At 49.5% G+C, this 15,982-nt stretch carries 11 protein-coding genes; 5 read left to right on the top strand and 6 right to left on the bottom strand.

Features of this window, described 5'->3' with window-relative positions; translation table 11 throughout:
* Nucleotides 1-211 precede the first annotated feature (211 nt).
* Entirely contained in the window at nt 212-1,378 is a 1,167-nt protein-coding gene (sucC, locus tag PLH32_15885; GenBank protein HQJ66087.1) for an ADP-forming succinate--CoA ligase subunit beta, read from the top strand.
* Nucleotides 1,379-1,396: 18 nt separating this feature from the next.
* Nucleotides 1,397-2,290, top strand: coding sequence for a succinate--CoA ligase subunit alpha (gene sucD, locus PLH32_15880; protein ID HQJ66086.1), 894 nt, complete (start codon nt 1,397-1,399; stop codon nt 2,288-2,290).
* A gap of 210 nt (nt 2,291-2,500) precedes the next feature.
* On the opposite strand, the gene PLH32_15875 is transcribed toward sucD, so the two are convergent.
* Together PLH32_15875 and PLH32_15870 are read right to left on the bottom strand one after the other, a co-directional pair.
* Nucleotides 2,501-3,169 (bottom strand): hypothetical protein, encoded by a 669-nt coding sequence (locus tag PLH32_15875; GenBank protein ID HQJ66085.1) that lies wholly within the window; start codon nt 3,167-3,169, stop codon nt 2,501-2,503.
* Between the two features lie 76 nt (nt 3,170-3,245).
* Entirely contained in the window at nt 3,246-3,728 is a 483-nt protein-coding gene (locus PLH32_15870) for a hypothetical protein (GenBank protein ID HQJ66084.1), read from the bottom strand.
* 262 nt (nt 3,729-3,990) lie between these two features.
* On the opposite strand from PLH32_15870, the gene PLH32_15865 reads away from it, so the two are divergent.
* Entirely contained in the window at nt 3,991-5,193 is a 1,203-nt protein-coding gene (locus tag PLH32_15865; protein HQJ66083.1) for an IS256 family transposase, read from the top strand.
* A 229-nt stretch (nt 5,194-5,422) separates the two neighbouring features.
* On the opposite strand, the gene PLH32_15860 is transcribed toward PLH32_15865, so the two are convergent.
* From PLH32_15860 to PLH32_15845, 4 genes are all read right to left on the bottom strand, one after another.
* Nucleotides 5,423-7,225, bottom strand: coding sequence for a FlgD immunoglobulin-like domain containing protein (locus tag PLH32_15860; GenBank protein HQJ66082.1), 1,803 nt, complete (start codon nt 7,223-7,225; stop codon nt 5,423-5,425).
* A 949-nt stretch (nt 7,226-8,174) separates the two neighbouring features.
* Complete coding sequence (locus PLH32_15855) at nt 8,175-9,122, bottom strand: HNH endonuclease (GenBank protein HQJ66081.1); 948 nt, start codon at nt 9,120-9,122, stop codon at nt 8,175-8,177.
* 372 nt (nt 9,123-9,494) lie between these two features.
* Nucleotides 9,495-11,393, bottom strand: coding sequence for a 3'-5' exonuclease (locus PLH32_15850; GenBank protein HQJ66080.1), 1,899 nt, complete (start codon nt 11,391-11,393; stop codon nt 9,495-9,497).
* An 800-nt stretch (nt 11,394-12,193) separates the two neighbouring features.
* Entirely contained in the window at nt 12,194-13,015 is an 822-nt protein-coding gene (locus PLH32_15845; GenBank protein HQJ66079.1) for a hypothetical protein, read from the bottom strand.
* A gap of 162 nt (nt 13,016-13,177) precedes the next feature.
* Here PLH32_15845 and istA point away from each other — a divergent pair, with 162 nt between their 5' ends.
* Nucleotides 13,178-14,755 carry an IS21 family transposase gene (gene istA / locus PLH32_15840; protein ID HQJ66078.1) on the top strand — a complete coding sequence of 526 codons (1,578 nt, stop codon included), beginning with the start codon at nt 13,178-13,180 and terminating at the stop codon, nt 14,753-14,755.
* A gap of 1 nt (nt 14,756) precedes the next feature.
* Nucleotides 14,757-15,524 (top strand): IS21-like element helper ATPase IstB, encoded by a 768-nt coding sequence (gene istB / locus PLH32_15835; protein ID HQJ66077.1) that lies wholly within the window; start codon nt 14,757-14,759, stop codon nt 15,522-15,524.
* Nucleotides 15,525-15,982: the final 458 nt, after the last annotated feature.

Genomic DNA, 15,982 nt, shown 5'->3' with positions numbered 1-15,982 from the left:
GGGTTTCTCCCGGATTGGTGGAATGCTGTCGGATTACGCGCTCTTATTTAGGAAAAAATCGGCTGCGAAACAAGCACTATTTGCGCAGGAAGAGGCAGGGGAGAGGATCGCCGTTTCATACCGTTATTATTTTCTTTGCTTCTATTCCGCAGATTACTAAATTGTTCGCGTCCAGTCCTCATGATCTCTCTTGATTCTGTCCGGAGGTGCAATGAAGATCCACGAATACCAGGCGAAGGAACTCCTCGCGCAGTACGGCGTGCCGGTGCAGAAGGGCGCCGTTGCGTACAAGCCGCGCGAAGTGCGCCGGTTGGTCGAAAAGATGGAGCTGCCCCGGGTCGTGCTCAAGGCTCAGGTACATGCCGGCGGCCGGGGCAAGGCCGGCGGCATCAAGGTGGCGGATACAGCCATCGAGGCCGAAGAGCTGGCCGGCAAGATGTTCGGCATGAAACTGGTGACGCCGCAGACCGGCTCTGAGGGCAAGATCGTCCGCCGCATCCTGGTCACCGAAGCCGCAGACATCGCCCGCGAACTCTACGCCGGCATCGTCCTCGACCGCTCCCGGCGCGAACTGGTCTTTATGGTCAGTCAGGCTGGCGGCGTGGAGATCGAAAAGGTGGCCGAGGAGCATCCGGAGCAGATCATCAAGGAATATATCGATCGCGCCGCCGGCTTACAGGCATTCCAGGCCCGCCGTCTCGCCTTTGCCCTCGATCTGACCGGACCGCTTTTCCGTCCCGCGGTCCAGCTTTTCCTCGACCTCTACAAAGCCTATATCGCCTGTGATGCCACCCTGCTCGAAATCAATCCCCTGGTGGTCACGCCGGACCAGAAGCTTCTGGCTCTGGATGTCAAATTCAACATCGACGACAACGCCCTTTTCCGCCATCCCGAGATCCAAGCGATGCGCGATACCGGCGAAGAAGAGCCTCTCGAGGTCGAGGCCTCCAAATCGAACCTCAATTACATCAAGCTCGACGGCAACGTCGGCTGCATGGTCAACGGCGCGGGACTGGCGATGGCGACCATGGATATCATCAAACTGGCGGGAGCGGAGCCGGCCAATTTTCTCGATGTCGGCGGCGGTGCCACCGCCGAGACCGTCGAGAACGGATTCCGTATCATCCTCTCCGACAAGCATGTCCAGGCCATACTGATCAACATCTTCGGCGGGATCGTCCGCTGCGACCGCGTCGCGCGCGGGGTGATCGAAGCGGCGAAAAAAACCGGCATCCGGATCCCGGTGGTCGTCCGCCTCGCCGGCACCAATGCGGAAGAGGCCGCGGTGCTGCTCGAGGAGTCGGGCATGAATTTTGGTGTGGCCAAGGATCTGGCGGAGGCCGCCCGGCTCGTCGTCGCCGCCCTCCATAGCGCCTAACCGGAAAAGGGAGTCCCCATGAGTATACTCGTAGACAGGAAAACGCGCGTGGTCGTCCAGGGTATCACCGGCGGTGAAGGGTCCTTCCACGCCCGGCAGATGATTGAGTATGGCACGCAGGTGGTCGCTGGCGTGACCCCGGGCAAGGGCGGCCAGCTCTTCGACGGAATGGTCCCCATTTACGACACCGTGACAGCGGCAGTGCGCGGGACCAAAGCCGATGCCGCGATCGCTTTTGTTCCGGCCCCCTTTGCGGCCGATGCCGTGATGGAGGCGGCCGATGCAGGGGTCAGACTGGTGGTCTGCATCACCGAAGGCATTCCGATGAACGACATGCTGCGCGTGACCGAATACCTCGCCAAGAAACCGACGCGCCTGATCGGGCCCAATTGCCCGGGCATCATCACCCCTGGTGGCTGCAAACTCGGCATCATGCCCGGTTTCATCCACAAGCCCGGCAAGGTGGGCGTGATTTCGCGCAGCGGCACCCTCACCTATGAAGCGGTCGGCCAACTCACCGGCCTCGGGTTGGGCCAGTCCACTTGCATCGGCATCGGCGGCGACCCGATTGTCGGCACGACCTTCGTCGACGCTCTGGAGTTATTCGAAGCCGATAAAAAAACCGAAGCGGTAGTGATGATCGGAGAGATCGGGGGTGCCGCGGAGGAGGAGGCCGCCCGCTTCATCGAGGAAAAAATGACCAAGCCGGTGGTCAGCTTCATCTCCGGACAAACCGCGCCTCCGGGAAGGCGCATGGGCCACGCCGGGGCGATCATCGCCGGCGGCAAGGGCACGGCCGCGGAAAAAATGGCCGCCCTCGAAGCGGCCGGCGTTGCCGTCTGCACCAGCCCGGCCGATATCGGCCGCATGGTTAAAAAAATCCTCGAGGCGCGCAAGCACATGGAGGAGTGAGGCAAAAAAAAACGGGAACCCGGCAAGGGGTTCGGCCGTTTTATTATTGACAGTTCAACCTTTCCATCTTCACCCTCCTTGCATCAAGGGCCCGCATTCCGTAAGGGATCGGGCCCTTGGTGTTTTCAGGAGATAATCGATGGCGCCTCCGGTCCCTCACAGACAGGCTTGGCTATCTTCTCGCCGGGGGATAATCGGGTCTGGGCAGGATCAGAATTTCCAGCCCAGGGTGAGCTCAAAGAGCGCTACCTTCTTTTTGGTTTGAGGGAGATTCCCGGAGAGTTCCCCGTCGTTCCAGGTGCCGGAAATCTCCGGTCTTCCCAGCGCCATATAATCGGCTTCAAGGATGATACGGCGGCCTGAAATCCCGGCTCCGGCGAGATACCCTGGGGAAAAGGCCAGGTCGTATTCCTCCGAGTATTTCTCATACCTTTCTTCCTTCACCTCCAGGCGGGTGTATTGGACCAGAGCGGCCGAGAATCCGGCCTTGATGTACAGGGAACCCTTTTTATCCTCTTGCAGGGTATAGAGGAGGCCGCCGGAAACCGGCAGCAGCAGGGCGGCGGGGAGCGTGATCCGGGCATTGCGGTTGCTGGCTTGCCAGGCATCCCGGGCCTCTCGGCTGCAGGGATGGACCAGAACATCAGCGCTGGCGAACCAGCCAAGGGCGCTCCCGGAAAGGGAGCGGTAATAGGCGGCGCCGGCGGCCGCGCCCGTGCCTGCCAGACCGGCGTGGCTGTCGCGCGGATCATCTTTCGCAAAATCGCCCGCCGGAAACGCCGGACCGGTCCGGATCACAAAGGCACCTTGGGGAAACGCAACGGCCGCTGTTCCGGCCAGCAGCAGTAAGGCAAAGCGGACTATTCGGCAGGTTTTCATGGTAGGGGTCACTGTTGTTAGCGTGCGCTGCGATCAGGACGATGAAAAGGTGCGGAGGAGATCAGGACTTTCCTGCTTACTCCTGGAGATCGTAAACGGCTACTTTTTTCCACCAGGCGAGCATGTTGGTTCCCGAAAGGACGGCGTTTTCGCCCTGGTCCTGGACTGCAACCCAGTAATAGCGGGGTACCGTTGTGCTGCCGGGCTGCACCTGAATGATGCAGGAATGGCTGCCATACAGGTTTCTGGAATAGGCATAGCGGGATAACCGGGAAAAATCGTTGCGTTGAAGCATGTCGTGCATCTGGTCGCCCGCAAGCCATTGCGTCTCGGGGATGACGAAAAACTCGTACGGCAGTTCGCCGCCGGCGGCTTTGAGGATGATATCCGCCTGGCCTCCCTGGCGGGCCGGTTTGACCGTGGCCGGGGTTGAAAAGGTGAGGGGGGGCGTCTTCGCTTCCGGGCCCAGGCCATCGACGGAGCAGGAGAGAGCGCTCAGCACCAGCAGCACGGCTCCGGCGAAGAGGATCTGTTGGAGGGTGAAGGGTTCTTTTTCCATAGGCGGGGAAATTCCATCCAAGGGTTAGCAGCAGACGGGGTGGGCCGACGGCCGACTTGTCGCTGGCGTACGGCCTGACTACTATTATATATATTATAAATTTTATTGAATAGCAAGAAGTATCTGGTTTCAGGTTCAATTTGGCGAGAGGGTTCAAGGTTGATCAAATCCGTAATTTTGTATAAAAAGAGCTTGTAAATATAAAGAGTCATGCTTACATCCTTTTGTCAGTAGCCCTTAATTAAAAGGAAAGGATGTTCACATGACTCAAGGGAAAGATACAGAAGTGTCGGCAAATCTGCAAACAACTTTGTTGGATGAGCATCATTTTTTATCCGGTTTGGTTCAAGGGTGTTTGCAGGAACTGATTAAGAGTGAATTTGATCGATACATCAATGCCCGGCCGCATCAGCGAAGTGCGGATCGGCGTGGTATTCGCAATGGTTCCTACACCCGTTGTTTCAAAACGCGTGTTGGCCGGCTGGAGCTGACCATCTATCGGGACCGGCTTGGACAGTTTCGCACTGAGTTTTTTAATCGCTATCAGAGAAACGAACAGGCCTTCATGGCCTCCATGCTGGAAATGTATTTGCAGGGTGTTTCCACCCGCAAAGTCGGCAAAATCATCGAAACTCTTTGCGGCACCGCGGTATCCAGGAGCCAAGTCAGTGAGCTGACCAAACGTCTGGACACGCAATTGGACGCCTGGCGTAATCGTCCGCTTAATGAGCGGTATCTTTACCTGATCGTGGATGCCCGTTATGAAAAAGTGCGCACCAAACAAGGCGTTGTATCTCAGGCGGTTATGCTGGTCGTCGGCATTACTGAAGACGGCCATCGGGCCGTCTTGAGCGTTGAAATAGGCGACAGTGAGAACGAATCCAGCTGGGATGATGTCTTTAAAGGCCTGAAAAATCGTGGCCTGCGGGGCATACTATTTGCGGTCTCCGATGACCATACCGGCCTTGTCAAAGCCCTGCATCGTAATTTCCAGGGGGTGGCCTGGCAGCGATGCCAGGTGCACTTTATTCGCAACTTTATCATGAAACTGAGTCGTCGAGATTTGAAGCTTTACCTGCCCTTATTGAAGGATATTTTTACAGCCGCCGATGAGAAAGAAGCGTTGAGAAGAAAAGAGCACCTGGTATTGAAGCTGGAAGAAAAATATCCCAAGGTCGCCGTCTGGGTCGATGAAAACCTGGAATCATGTCTTACAGTCTTACATCTCCCGGTTGACCACAGACGAAAAATGAAATCAACCAACATGCTGGAGCGATTAAATGAGGAACTGCGACGTCGCAGCAGGGTTATCCGCATTTTTCCGAACCAAGCTTCCTGTTTGAGATTGGCGGCTGCGTTATGCCAGGAAACTTCGGAGATCTGGGAGACGGGTAGACGCTACCTCAATTTTGACAAAGAACAGGAAGCCAGCTCATCAGAAAACGATGAAAAGGATGCCGCGTAATACCAGTAAGGTTACACCTTACTGGTATTACTCCCATAAGCATTGACTTTTACACAAGATTTTGGACTTGATTTGTTTCTGCAATAACTTGCCTAAATAGTCGTCGCTGAAAAAATTTTAACAGATTATAAATATTGACTTTGATAATTCGTAATGGCTTCATAAATTGCCAGAAATAGAGAAAAGGACCTCAAAATCCGGTGATTTATGAAGCCCAATTTGTAGCGGATCAGCGCAGCAGAATCATGCGTAATGTGCTAATGCGCTCATCGGATCGCAATGCCGCCACATAGATTCCGCTAGGCACCTGATCGCCTTGATCATCTCTGCCTTGCCAAGTGATCTTGTACTCGCCGGCCGAGTGATTTCTTGCAGCCATGGTTTTTACTTTCTCGCCACGCAAATTGTAAATCTCAAGCGAGATCGGTCCGGACTTTTGAATTGTAAAGGTGATTACTGTCGAGGCATTGAAGGGATTGGGATAGTTTTTCAACAGGGTGAAGCACTTGGGTTCTATTTCTTCATTATTCTGATGAACGCCTGTGTTCACGACGGGGAGGGAGATCGATTTGAGCAAGACCGGCTTGTTGCTGGAGCCTTCGTAAAAGGTTTTAAAAGCTGTTGCCTTGCTGGTCGGGTGGGCGACAAGGTCCTGCACAAACCTTGGTGTGACCGTCTGGTAGCATACTTCGGCCTGGAGGGTGAAACTGGCGCTCCTGCCTGTTAGTGCGACCTTGTAGATCACCCGGTCGGTGCCGCTGCCTTCCACGCCAGAGGGATCACTATTAAAATCGGGATCATCGGCGGCTGAGCCGATGACTGCTATTGATGCGTAGTCGGGAATTTTACGGGTGAAGCCTTTGGGCGGAAGGCGGTTGTCCTTGTGGTATCGTGCGCCGCGAAGTAGGGTGTAAGTCACTTCATTGTCTACATCTTGCATGACCGCCTCATAGATCTGTACCTGCTCTGGCATCGAAATCACTGTGTGATGAGGCTCACATCCTTCGTCGAGGCCGATGATCTCACCGTTGGCATCCCAGTTGCCCGATTCAAAAACAGGATTACCCCGGTCATCAGTGACGCGGAGATGAATCCAAGCGCGCCGGCTTGGAAAACCGGTGGGGAACTTGTGACCGGTCAGGTTTTTGACCTGCACTTCAGCCCACAGGGTATCGCCGGTCAGAAATGCCTCTGCCGTAAGCTCCACCGTTCGCTCCTGGAGCATCTGCCTTGTTATCTCGATGGTGATATCGCTGCGGGAGTCTTTGGCGGTCACCCCTAATTCCGAGGCGTTCGCTTTAATCAGAGTGTTCATGAAGATATTTCCACCGACGAAATCGTGCCCCCAAATGGGTGTACGCTTTTCGGAAGACCCAAGAGGCCGACTGGAAATCCTCATCGGCTCAGGACTGGCAGGCATATGGCAGGTCTGGCAGTAGACCGATTGGCTGGAATATTGGCTATTCAGCCATTCAAGGTAAGGTGTCTGCTCAGGAAAATACCCAGCCACCTCGCCCTGATTGTTGACGTATGGCGTATACAGGGTATGACAAGTGGCGCAGAGCTCGGAATGATTCACATGGCTAGAATGTAGCGGTGTATAACCGACCTGGTTGAACATTGTCGTGGTAATCGGATTTGGATAGGGACCGAAGATGTCGTGAATATCTGTTATCTGATAGGCGCCGGAAAAGCTCTCTATTGTGCCGAGATTTTGCGGCTGGATCTGGTGGCACAGGGTACAGCTGACACCGTCCATGCTCAAAGGATCTGTCGTGCCGGCTTCGAAGGAAAAGTGGGCGTTCCCAAGATGAAAGGCCTCTGTCTTGCCCATCGGCATATGACAGGTGGTGCATTTGTCTTCGATCACTGCCTGCAGGGCCGGGTGTTCAGCCACTTCAGCGGTCACCTTGGCCTGCCACAGGGGATCTTTGGCGGCATTGGCCATCATGGTCGACTGCCAGAGAGCGACCGGGGAGATATCCGTCCCGGTTGACGTCGTAAAAACACCACTAGCGGCACTGTGACACATGGCACAATTACCCGAACCAGAAAAGAGGCTGGATGTGGCCGTGGGTAAGTTTTGTGCTTGAAGCACTTCAAATTGACTGTGGAGCAGAGCCAATAGTATTGCAGTGGTTTTAACGATGCGTGTACAGACGTCTTTTATCATATGAAGGCCTTTAAGTTAAGTAATATTTATCCTTGATTTCTGCAATTCCTATGCCAGACCTCTTAGATAGATATAATATGCAAATAATCAATATGATAAGCCGATATTGTGCCGAAAATAGTTAAGCAATTTCGACCAAAAAGTCGAGTTGCTCGACATTTTGGTCGCGGGCTGCTGTCGCAACCGGACTTTGTGCAAATCCCCCTGCTCTTACGGCCGCTGCAGCACTTCGATTTCCCTAGAATCAACCGGGTCCGAGGACAATTTCGGCCAATTTCACGAATAGGTAACTCTTGCGCGACTTTTGCCTTTGACCGCAGGTCTGGACACTGCAATATACGATGAGCATCATCATGCTGAAAACTGCTGATAGTTGATCTTATATGCAGATTTTGCATGTATCCAAACAAGGTCGAGAAAAGGCTAAAATTAAGCGGGGAAAATATCAGCTAGATGGTATGAGTCCGAGTTTTCTTGCGTTTTTGGTCTACAGGACCAATCGGACGGGTAGACGCTACCTCAATTTTGATATGAACAGGAAGCCAGCTCATCAGAAAACGATGAAAAGGATGCCGCGTAATACCAGTAAGGTTACACCTTACTGGTATTACGCCCATAAGCATTGACTTTTACACAAGATTTTGGACTTGACTCTAATTATGCACTTGGCTTTTCAAAACTTTATTATAAGCTTCGGATTTATCCTTCGGTGACTTCTTACGTTAGTCAAACAAGGACTCACGAATTTGCCGTTGAGGCTGGGCAAAGTGAATGTAAGCAGATGCCGGTTGATACCTTTTAACAAGAATTAACCCTTGAACAATTCTATCAGATGCCATTCAAGATACTCACGCTTCGGTTGCCAGGCTTCTCGCTCTGGAATGAATATCGTCAAATCATTAAGACCATAATAGCTTCTACCATTGTTGAACTCTTGGCGAAGCCTTTCACCCACTCGAAATTTATATTCTGGTGTTACAGTAACATATCCTCGGTCGAACAAGCGATGTAGATCGCTTCTAAGCAGAAGTCCATTGTCAATAGTATGTTTTCCACCCCGGCCATATGGGACAATGTGAGATGCTTCTAGTACGGGTCCGGAATGTTCACCGGTGACCGCACATGCGCCACGATAGGCATCACGGACCTCTAGACTGAATATCCCCTGCCCAAGTCTTGGACGAACCAATAGGGGCTCACCGTATCGAGGTGCATCGTCTGCAACATGGTCTACGTTCCAATAGCGCTCACTATGTTCGGCCCGCTCCATGCATTCATGAAATATGCGATATCCCTCACCAGAAAGCAAATCGTACCTCTTGCCCTGTTGTATGCCGGTGGCAGCCCAATTATTGGGCGGCTTAATCCAATCATCTTCTGGGAAAAAGACAGGAGCTGTGACCATAATACAGCCAATCTGGAAATCACCCGAACGTGAACCATTGTCACCCCTAAGACGGATAATCCGGTCAACCATGGATTCGAAGTCGGGGGCGCCATTCATCTCGCCAAAGCTTTCCCAGGCAAGCCAAGCGGGGAGAGATTCATAACGCTCGAAAAAACCAAATCCAGCTATTCTCTTGAATGGTGCCCTCAGTTTGAAGAAGAACATCTCGCCAGGCTCGATGGCTCTAAATGCACGGTTGCCATGTGGTTGCCAGAAATTCACTTCATCCAGATGAGGATGGTTGGATAGATAGTCATACCAATCTGGATCCGTGAGACCTATGTAACCTCTCTTAACTACCTCTGTCATAGAATGGCGATTCCTCAATTACTCTTCTTGCCAGCTTACAGATTAAACTGCCTGCTCACTTCACCAATGGAATGGTCAATCCCCGAAAATTGCGACACACAGTTAAGCCACAAGATTTGGAATTTCAAACTGTGACGGGACTGCATAGTTGATGGTAGAATGAATTCTACCGGCTGTAAAGATTCCGTGCTCTGTTTATAACAGTAATCTGACTAAAAACTTTTGGCCCCTGCCCGGCCAATACCGCAAAATACTACCCGCTCATGAGATATCCAGCTTTCATAACCACCCACTTCTGCACTTAGAAACAGTCCCCAAAAATTGTTACTGAATGGCGTCTTTTTACGCACAGCCTCCCTTAAAATAGCTGGTTTACCGAGGCAAATATTCTGATGGTTTCATTGATGCGAGAATATTATCAAGTTCTTCGACATACCCGGACTTTCGCAATGCAGTAACGTATAAGACATCTTGGGCCCTGGTAAGTCCAACATAGGCAAGGCTCCTCTGTGACTCCTCATCGCGAGTTCTCTTGGGTAAATCTTCAAGACCAGAAAAAAACACGATTCTAAATTCCAGGCCTTTGCATGATTCTAGAGTAAGTAGTTTAACATCATTGGAGGAGATATCGAGGTTGATTTTGCTTTCTCTATCACGTGTAACCCAATAGCACTTATCAGCTCCAAAAACTTTTTCGAATTTATCGAGGAAAAGAGGAGGTAATACTTTCCAATCAGTATATAGAACTCCAATATCAGCGAAAGTGCACTCTTTTTGTTCTATATATTTGCCAATTTCGTCCAATATGAAATCAACGAGGCTTTCATCATCTTGAAAATACTTTAGAACTGGCAATTCCCCATGCCTCTTAGTGGCTATTTCGGGAAACAAAGTACAATCAATAATATCATCTGTATTCTGTTTCGCTTGCGCATCGATCCTGCCTAATTTGGTAGCGATACTTAAAATCTCCACAGTATTGCGATAACTCTTTTTTAGTTCAGAGGGTTTTTTGCCCTGGACTTTGAAACCAGCAGTTTTCCAATTCGGCTTTCGTTTCCCAAATACGTTTTGAGCTGGATCGTAGCAAAATAGTAGACTATCTGAATTCTCATTTAACAGCTGAGATAAACCCTGCATCCATTCAGTCGTAAAATCTTGACCTTCATCAATCAATATTGCGTCATAGATGCCTTTCTTAATACGACCCTCAGCTATCGCACCTATCAAAATTCTACCAACCCGAATATCATATTCATCTTCTGATTCATCCGGAAGCTTGGTTAAATTAGCGTTGGTCAATTCTTTAACTAATCCATGAAAATGAAAAATATCAATATCATTATTTACTGTGCCCGAATTGCCGGAAACCTGTATTAGTTGCCGAAGGTATTGTCTCAATGAAATATTGAAGCAAACGACAAGGATTCGCCAGCGTGGGTGGATTTGTTTTAAGTACTTAACCCTGCAGGCCAATACGAGGGTCTTGCCGCTTCCAGCAACCCCTTTCAAGATTCGATGGCCTTCTCCTAAACTCTTTGCAGTTCTCTCTTGTTGAAGATCCAACGTCTTTAATAATTCTTCATCTTCAGCAGTTCTGAGCTTCCTAATTTTACTTACATTGACCCGGACTTCAGGGAATATCGCAAAACGTAATGCATTTAAATCATTATATGTTAAAGGTTCAAAATAATATTTCACTGTGAATGTTTTCTTCAGTTTTGTAATAAATTCCCGGCACTGCTCCTTATCATCAACATCAAAGCTTATATCATCGCTAAATAAGGTCTGAAAATCACCTAAAATTTGTGCGTTGGAGAGTAATCCCTTCTCCTGTGCCTGCGCTCTTGAAATATTAGCAAGTATGGCACAATGACCTACCGGAAATTTTAACTTATTGCGGAATTCACCTTCGAGATGGACGAGTGACGATATGCTTCTCAATAATTCCATGATTCTTGTAGCGACATCTCTTGCCTGAGCCACGGGATTGGCAACTTCTTTCTCTACGCCGTGGAAAATTCCCTTAAAAATGCGTGGATTGAATTCCTTAATATTGGATATGACCCAGTCTTTGACCTCGACTGCTATTAATCCAAATCGTTGGGAGAAAATGATAAAGTCGCTATACCTGTCGATGATTTTAGGCTCATACCAAACGAGGAAATCTTCATCTGGTGTGAGGGCGTCTTGTAGAAGTCTAAATATACGTTTTTCCCCTGCAGTTGCCTCGGAGTTTGCGCTAATGCTTTCTGGAATCATCTCTGCCATGGCATGCCCCTCATGATATCTTCCTGGCTATAACAGCAAATTACCGCACACATTTAAGTCGCATTATTTGAATGTTCAAACTGAACATGGATTGTATAGCTTTGGCTGAATGAATTCTGCCGGCTATTAAGGTCTCAATGTGCTCTTGCAACTAATAACCGGTTATGAAGATACGGATTTCTCAAGGTGTCCACTTTCTCGGTTTTAGTTGATCCTACTTTTTCTCGCTGCCGCTTTTCTTTCGCAACGAGAGGAAGCGTTGAGCTGCTACCCCGGAAGCAATTATACCAATGACCGTGGCACCATGTTTACCTGTCGTGATGCCAAAAATTATCAACACGATCCCTAGGAGTCTGTCGGAATTGAGATTTTGAAAAAATATAAGCTATTGATTAATAGATGTTTATAAAATTATCCGCTAAAGTGCCATCATAATAAAAATAAACACTTACAAATTAAATCCGACAGACTCCTAGCGCACCTAAAATGAGTGCGAGGACCATGAGAGTTGAGGTTTTCATGGATTCCATCCTTTGCAGATTGAGCTTGCTGCAAGAGCTTGAAGTAGATTTCAAAACAAATACGCCAGTGTGCTTAACCACTGTGTTGGAGCGTTATTTAATCTCAACAACCATCTCAACCGGAAAATGATCGCTATACCCCTTCCTTGTTTTCTTGTCAAACGCCTTGGGCCGTTTCTTGTTCTCCGCCGGTCGAAGTTCTCGAGTTCCTTAAACAACCGCTAGTTGGCTATAAAGACCTGAACTTTTCAGGGTGTCCACAATATTGGGTCTAGTTCATCACTCTACCAGTTTTGCATCCCTCAACTGCTTATCTACTAGCTCCCATGCTTTCTCTGGAGATAATGGGAGTCTTAAGTTTTGGTGCTGTTTATTGGCTATTTCGAAAAATAGCCTTTTTAGTTCTGATACCGTAATGCCGTTCTTTTTGGAGATAGAAATGACTTGGTCTATCTCAATTGCAAGCATACCCTCTTTAGGTAAAAAGCGGGGTTCTTTTCTGGGATTAGCTTCTTTATAGAGATATACCGTACAGTTTTGTGGACCATTTAGATCCAGATAGCACACTTCCAAATAGGTCCGTAAAGCATGATCCAATTTATTCCTTTTTTGAAGTGCTTCCGCCATCTGCCGTCTGGTGCTGGTATATCCTCCCCAGGCATTCTCTCGAGCCTCCCGATGGAGTTGCCTATTTAAACGAACCCACTCAATGTCCTCTTTGTCTGGAGGATGACCAAACTTTTTATGCAATTCATCTCGAATACTTTCACGCTCGCGTTTTCCCGCCAGGTAAAATTCGTGGGTTCCATTTACTATTGCCCACTCTTCTTCAATTATTTCAATCTCATCTTGTGTTACGAGAACTTGCTTTTTGTCAATCGGGCGGGTTCTTACAAAAATATAACATCCGCAGAAAGGGCATTTTGTTTTTGCGCCAGGCTTTTTTTTAAGGGCACTGCCGCAATAGGGACAATTTGCATCGATATTGCCGACAAGAGATAATGGGCGTTTTGGTGGTGGTGGTGGTGGCTCCAATCTCCTATTTGCTGATGTATTTCTTTCAGTATTTACAAGCCTGAATAAAATTGAAAGGAGTTTCAATGTCGACTTCCTTTATCTATGTCCAGCATACTTATCCACTATTTGTGTCAGCGGGCACTCAAAACCGGCCAGCAATGGGCACTTTAAAACCGGCCACTTTCAGCATGCATAAGTCAGGCATAAAATTTGAATATTTCCCTCCAACCATTTGGAGGGAAAGCCATGGCCAACATACTGAAGATGGACAAGACTATTTTAATCGAACAATTACTGAAGCTTGGCTGGTCCTACCGCCAGATCGAAAGAGAAACCGGCATCCGTCGCGAGACCATAGCCAAGTATGATCCACGGCGTTCAAAACCGGCCAAAGTGCCCACCGAGTGTCCGGCTTTAATTGAAAACCGGCCAAAGTGCCCGCCGGGCGAATTCGACGTAGTCTCACCCCCGCAACTACCTGTCCATTTACCCACCAGAGTCAGCAATGCGGCCATCTATGCAGAGCAAATCACCCAAAAGCTTGAAGTGGGTCTCACCGCACAACGCATCTACCAGGACCTTGTAGCCGACTTTGCATTCAAAGGATCATATGACTGCATAAAGCGCTTCGTGCGTAAGTTCAAGAAGCGTACGCCTCATCTTGTTGGTCATATGCACGTCTTACCCGGTGAGGAGGCGCAAGTCGACTTTGGCCGCGGCGCACCTGTTCTGAAAAACGGCCGCTACCAACGTCCGTGGTTTTTCAAAATGGTGCTTTCCTATTCCCGCCACTCCTATGAGGAAGTGGTATGGAAACAGGACGTTGAGACTTTCATCCGCTGCCACGAGCATGCCTTTACCGAATTTGGCGGGGTGCCAGCCGTGATCCGCTACGACAATCTTAAAAGCGGTGTTTTGGATGCCAATCTCTTTGAACCCGAGCTATATCCCTTATACGCTGAATTTGCCAAACATACCGGTTTTGTGCCGTTGCCCTGTTTGCCCCGAAAGCCGGAGCATAAGGGAAAAACAGAATCCGGCGTCGGCTACACCAAAGACAATGCGCTTAAAGGACTGAAATTTGAATCGCTTGAAGCCGAGAATGCCCATCTGCGAAACTGGAATAAAAATGTGGCGCGTACCCGGATTCACGGTACCACCAAACGTCAAGTCTGGGCGGTTTTCATCAACGAAGAAAAACCTGCTTTAAAGCCCTTGCCGGCAATGGCATTTGTCTATTTCCAGATCGGACAGCGCACTGTCCTTGACGATGGCCATATCGAAGTCAAAGGCGCCTATTACTCGGTCTCCCACAAATTGATCGGGCAAAGGGTCCAAGTCCGCTTCAATGCTGAAACAGTGAAAGTTCTGCTCAAAGATCAGGTCGTGGCGTTTCATCGCACTATCGAATCGGGGCGTTTCAGCACCAATAAAGAACACCTGCCCGAGGGATTTTGCCGCACCATGGAAGAGACCAAGCGGTATCTGCTATCCCGGCTGGCCGAGATCGGCCCGCATTGTCAAAAGGCAGGACAAGAGATTATCCTGGCCAGAGGTCAACTGGGCTTCCGCGCCATCCGTGGCATCCTGCAGCTCTATAAGAAATACTCCGCCGATACTCTGGAGCAAGCCTGTTATCAAGCCCAGCAAATTCACTCCGTGCGCTATCATACGATCAAAGCGCTGTGCGAAAACCGGCAGTACGACCTTGACCTGGACGATGGCAGGACTGCTTTCCTGCAACACCATGAAATCATTCGGCCGCCGCAAGATTATCAGCATTACGCACAAGCCCTGCAGCAGCTCACCGAAAAAGGAGATTAGCATGGAACAGATCCTCTACCAGCTCAAGATGATCCGCCTCTCCGGCATGGCCAATGGCTTACCCATCCGCTTGCAGGAGGCGCAGGCCAACGACCTCTCGTATCTGGATTTTCTCACCAATCTGCTGAAAGATGAACTCCTTAAACGGCAAGAACGGCTCTTGAACCGAAGGCTGAAATCGGCCAAATTGCCTGAGCTCAAAACCCTGGACACCTTTGACTTTTCCTTTAACCCGGCCATCCGCAAGAAAAACATCATGGATTTGGCCGCTTGCCGCTTTATCCAAAATAACGAACCGGTCATCCTTCTTGGCCCGCCAGGAGTCGGTAAAACTCATCTCGCCATCGGCCTGGCTATTGCCGCTGTGGAAAAAGGCTTTACGGTCATCTACCGCTCTATCTTTGATCTGGCTGAGGAACTCGCTGAAGCCACCGCTCTGGGCCAGCGCAAACAGATGATCCATGATTTGGTCAAACCCGATTTGTTGGTCGTCGATGAATTTGGCATGCGCAATCTCGCTCCCACCGCAGCCGAAGATCTGCTCGAAATTATCCATCGCCGCTATCGCCACGGATCCACCCTGATCGCCACCAACCGCCCCCTGGAAGATTGGGGAAAACTCCTCGGGGATAATGCCGCAACTTCTGCCATCCTCGACCGCATGATGCACACCGTCCATATGATCATGATTACTGGCCGTAGCTATCGATTGAAACACGCAGATGAGAAAGAACAAAAAGAACTTGATAATGAATCAAAAAAAGAATAAACTTAACTCCTCGCTGACTGGCCGCTTTTGATCTGCCCACCCCTGGCCGCTTTTAAAGTGCCCGCTGACAATTTATGATCCCACCATGTCACCTCCCAAAAGAGCAATTCTTTCCGTTTACAGGCGGACAGAGAATTTCGATCATTAGTTCTATTATGTAATAATATTATACATAAAAACAAGACTTTTTGCGGAAGTTATCAATTCATCCCAATAGCTTTGTAATTCTGGACTACCAGCTGGCGATCATCGATGAATGTGAAAAAGCCGAAAATGCAGGGCATGAGATGAACGTCGAAAAGATGTGGGATCCTCTGCTTTCGGAAAGGCGAGGCGAGATTGACCGTTGGGGCAACTTCGAAGATTAACTATAAATTTTAAACATTTTACGAGTTCGTTAAGGAGTCAAGTCCAAAATCTTGTGTAAAAGTCAATGCTTATAGGAGTAATACCAGTAA

It is taken from the genome of bacterium (genome assembly GCA_035419245.1).
In the GTDB taxonomy this organism is placed as follows: Bacteria; Zhuqueibacterota; Zhuqueibacteria; order Residuimicrobiales; family Residuimicrobiaceae; genus JAKPUX01.
The sequence above is the reverse complement of the archived record's forward strand: the minus strand, read 5'-3'. Positions and strand labels throughout refer to the sequence as shown.

Coding starts and splice junctions, on each gene's coding strand:
- sucC (HQJ66087.1), top strand. CDS start 212: ATGAAGATCCACGAATACCAGGCGAAGGAACTCCTCGCGCAGTACGGC.
- sucD (HQJ66086.1), top strand. CDS start 1,397: ATGAGTATACTCGTAGACAGGAAAACGCGCGTGGTCGTCCAGGGTATC.
- PLH32_15875 (HQJ66085.1), bottom strand. CDS start 3,169: ATGAAAACCTGCCGAATAGTCCGCTTTGCCTTACTGCTGCTGGCCGGA.
- PLH32_15870 (HQJ66084.1), bottom strand. CDS start 3,728: ATGGAAAAAGAACCCTTCACCCTCCAACAGATCCTCTTCGCCGGAGCC.
- PLH32_15865 (HQJ66083.1), top strand. CDS start 3,991: ATGACTCAAGGGAAAGATACAGAAGTGTCGGCAAATCTGCAAACAACT.
- PLH32_15860 (HQJ66082.1), bottom strand. CDS start 7,225: ATGTGTCACAGTGCCGCTAGTGGTGTTTTTACGACGTCAACCGGGACG.
- PLH32_15855 (HQJ66081.1), bottom strand. CDS start 9,122: ATGACAGAGGTAGTTAAGAGAGGTTACATAGGTCTCACGGATCCAGAT.
- PLH32_15850 (HQJ66080.1), bottom strand. CDS start 11,393: ATGGCAGAGATGATTCCAGAAAGCATTAGCGCAAACTCCGAGGCAACT.
- istA (HQJ66078.1), top strand. CDS start 13,178: ATGGCCAACATACTGAAGATGGACAAGACTATTTTAATCGAACAATTA.
- istB (HQJ66077.1), top strand. CDS start 14,757: ATGGAACAGATCCTCTACCAGCTCAAGATGATCCGCCTCTCCGGCATG.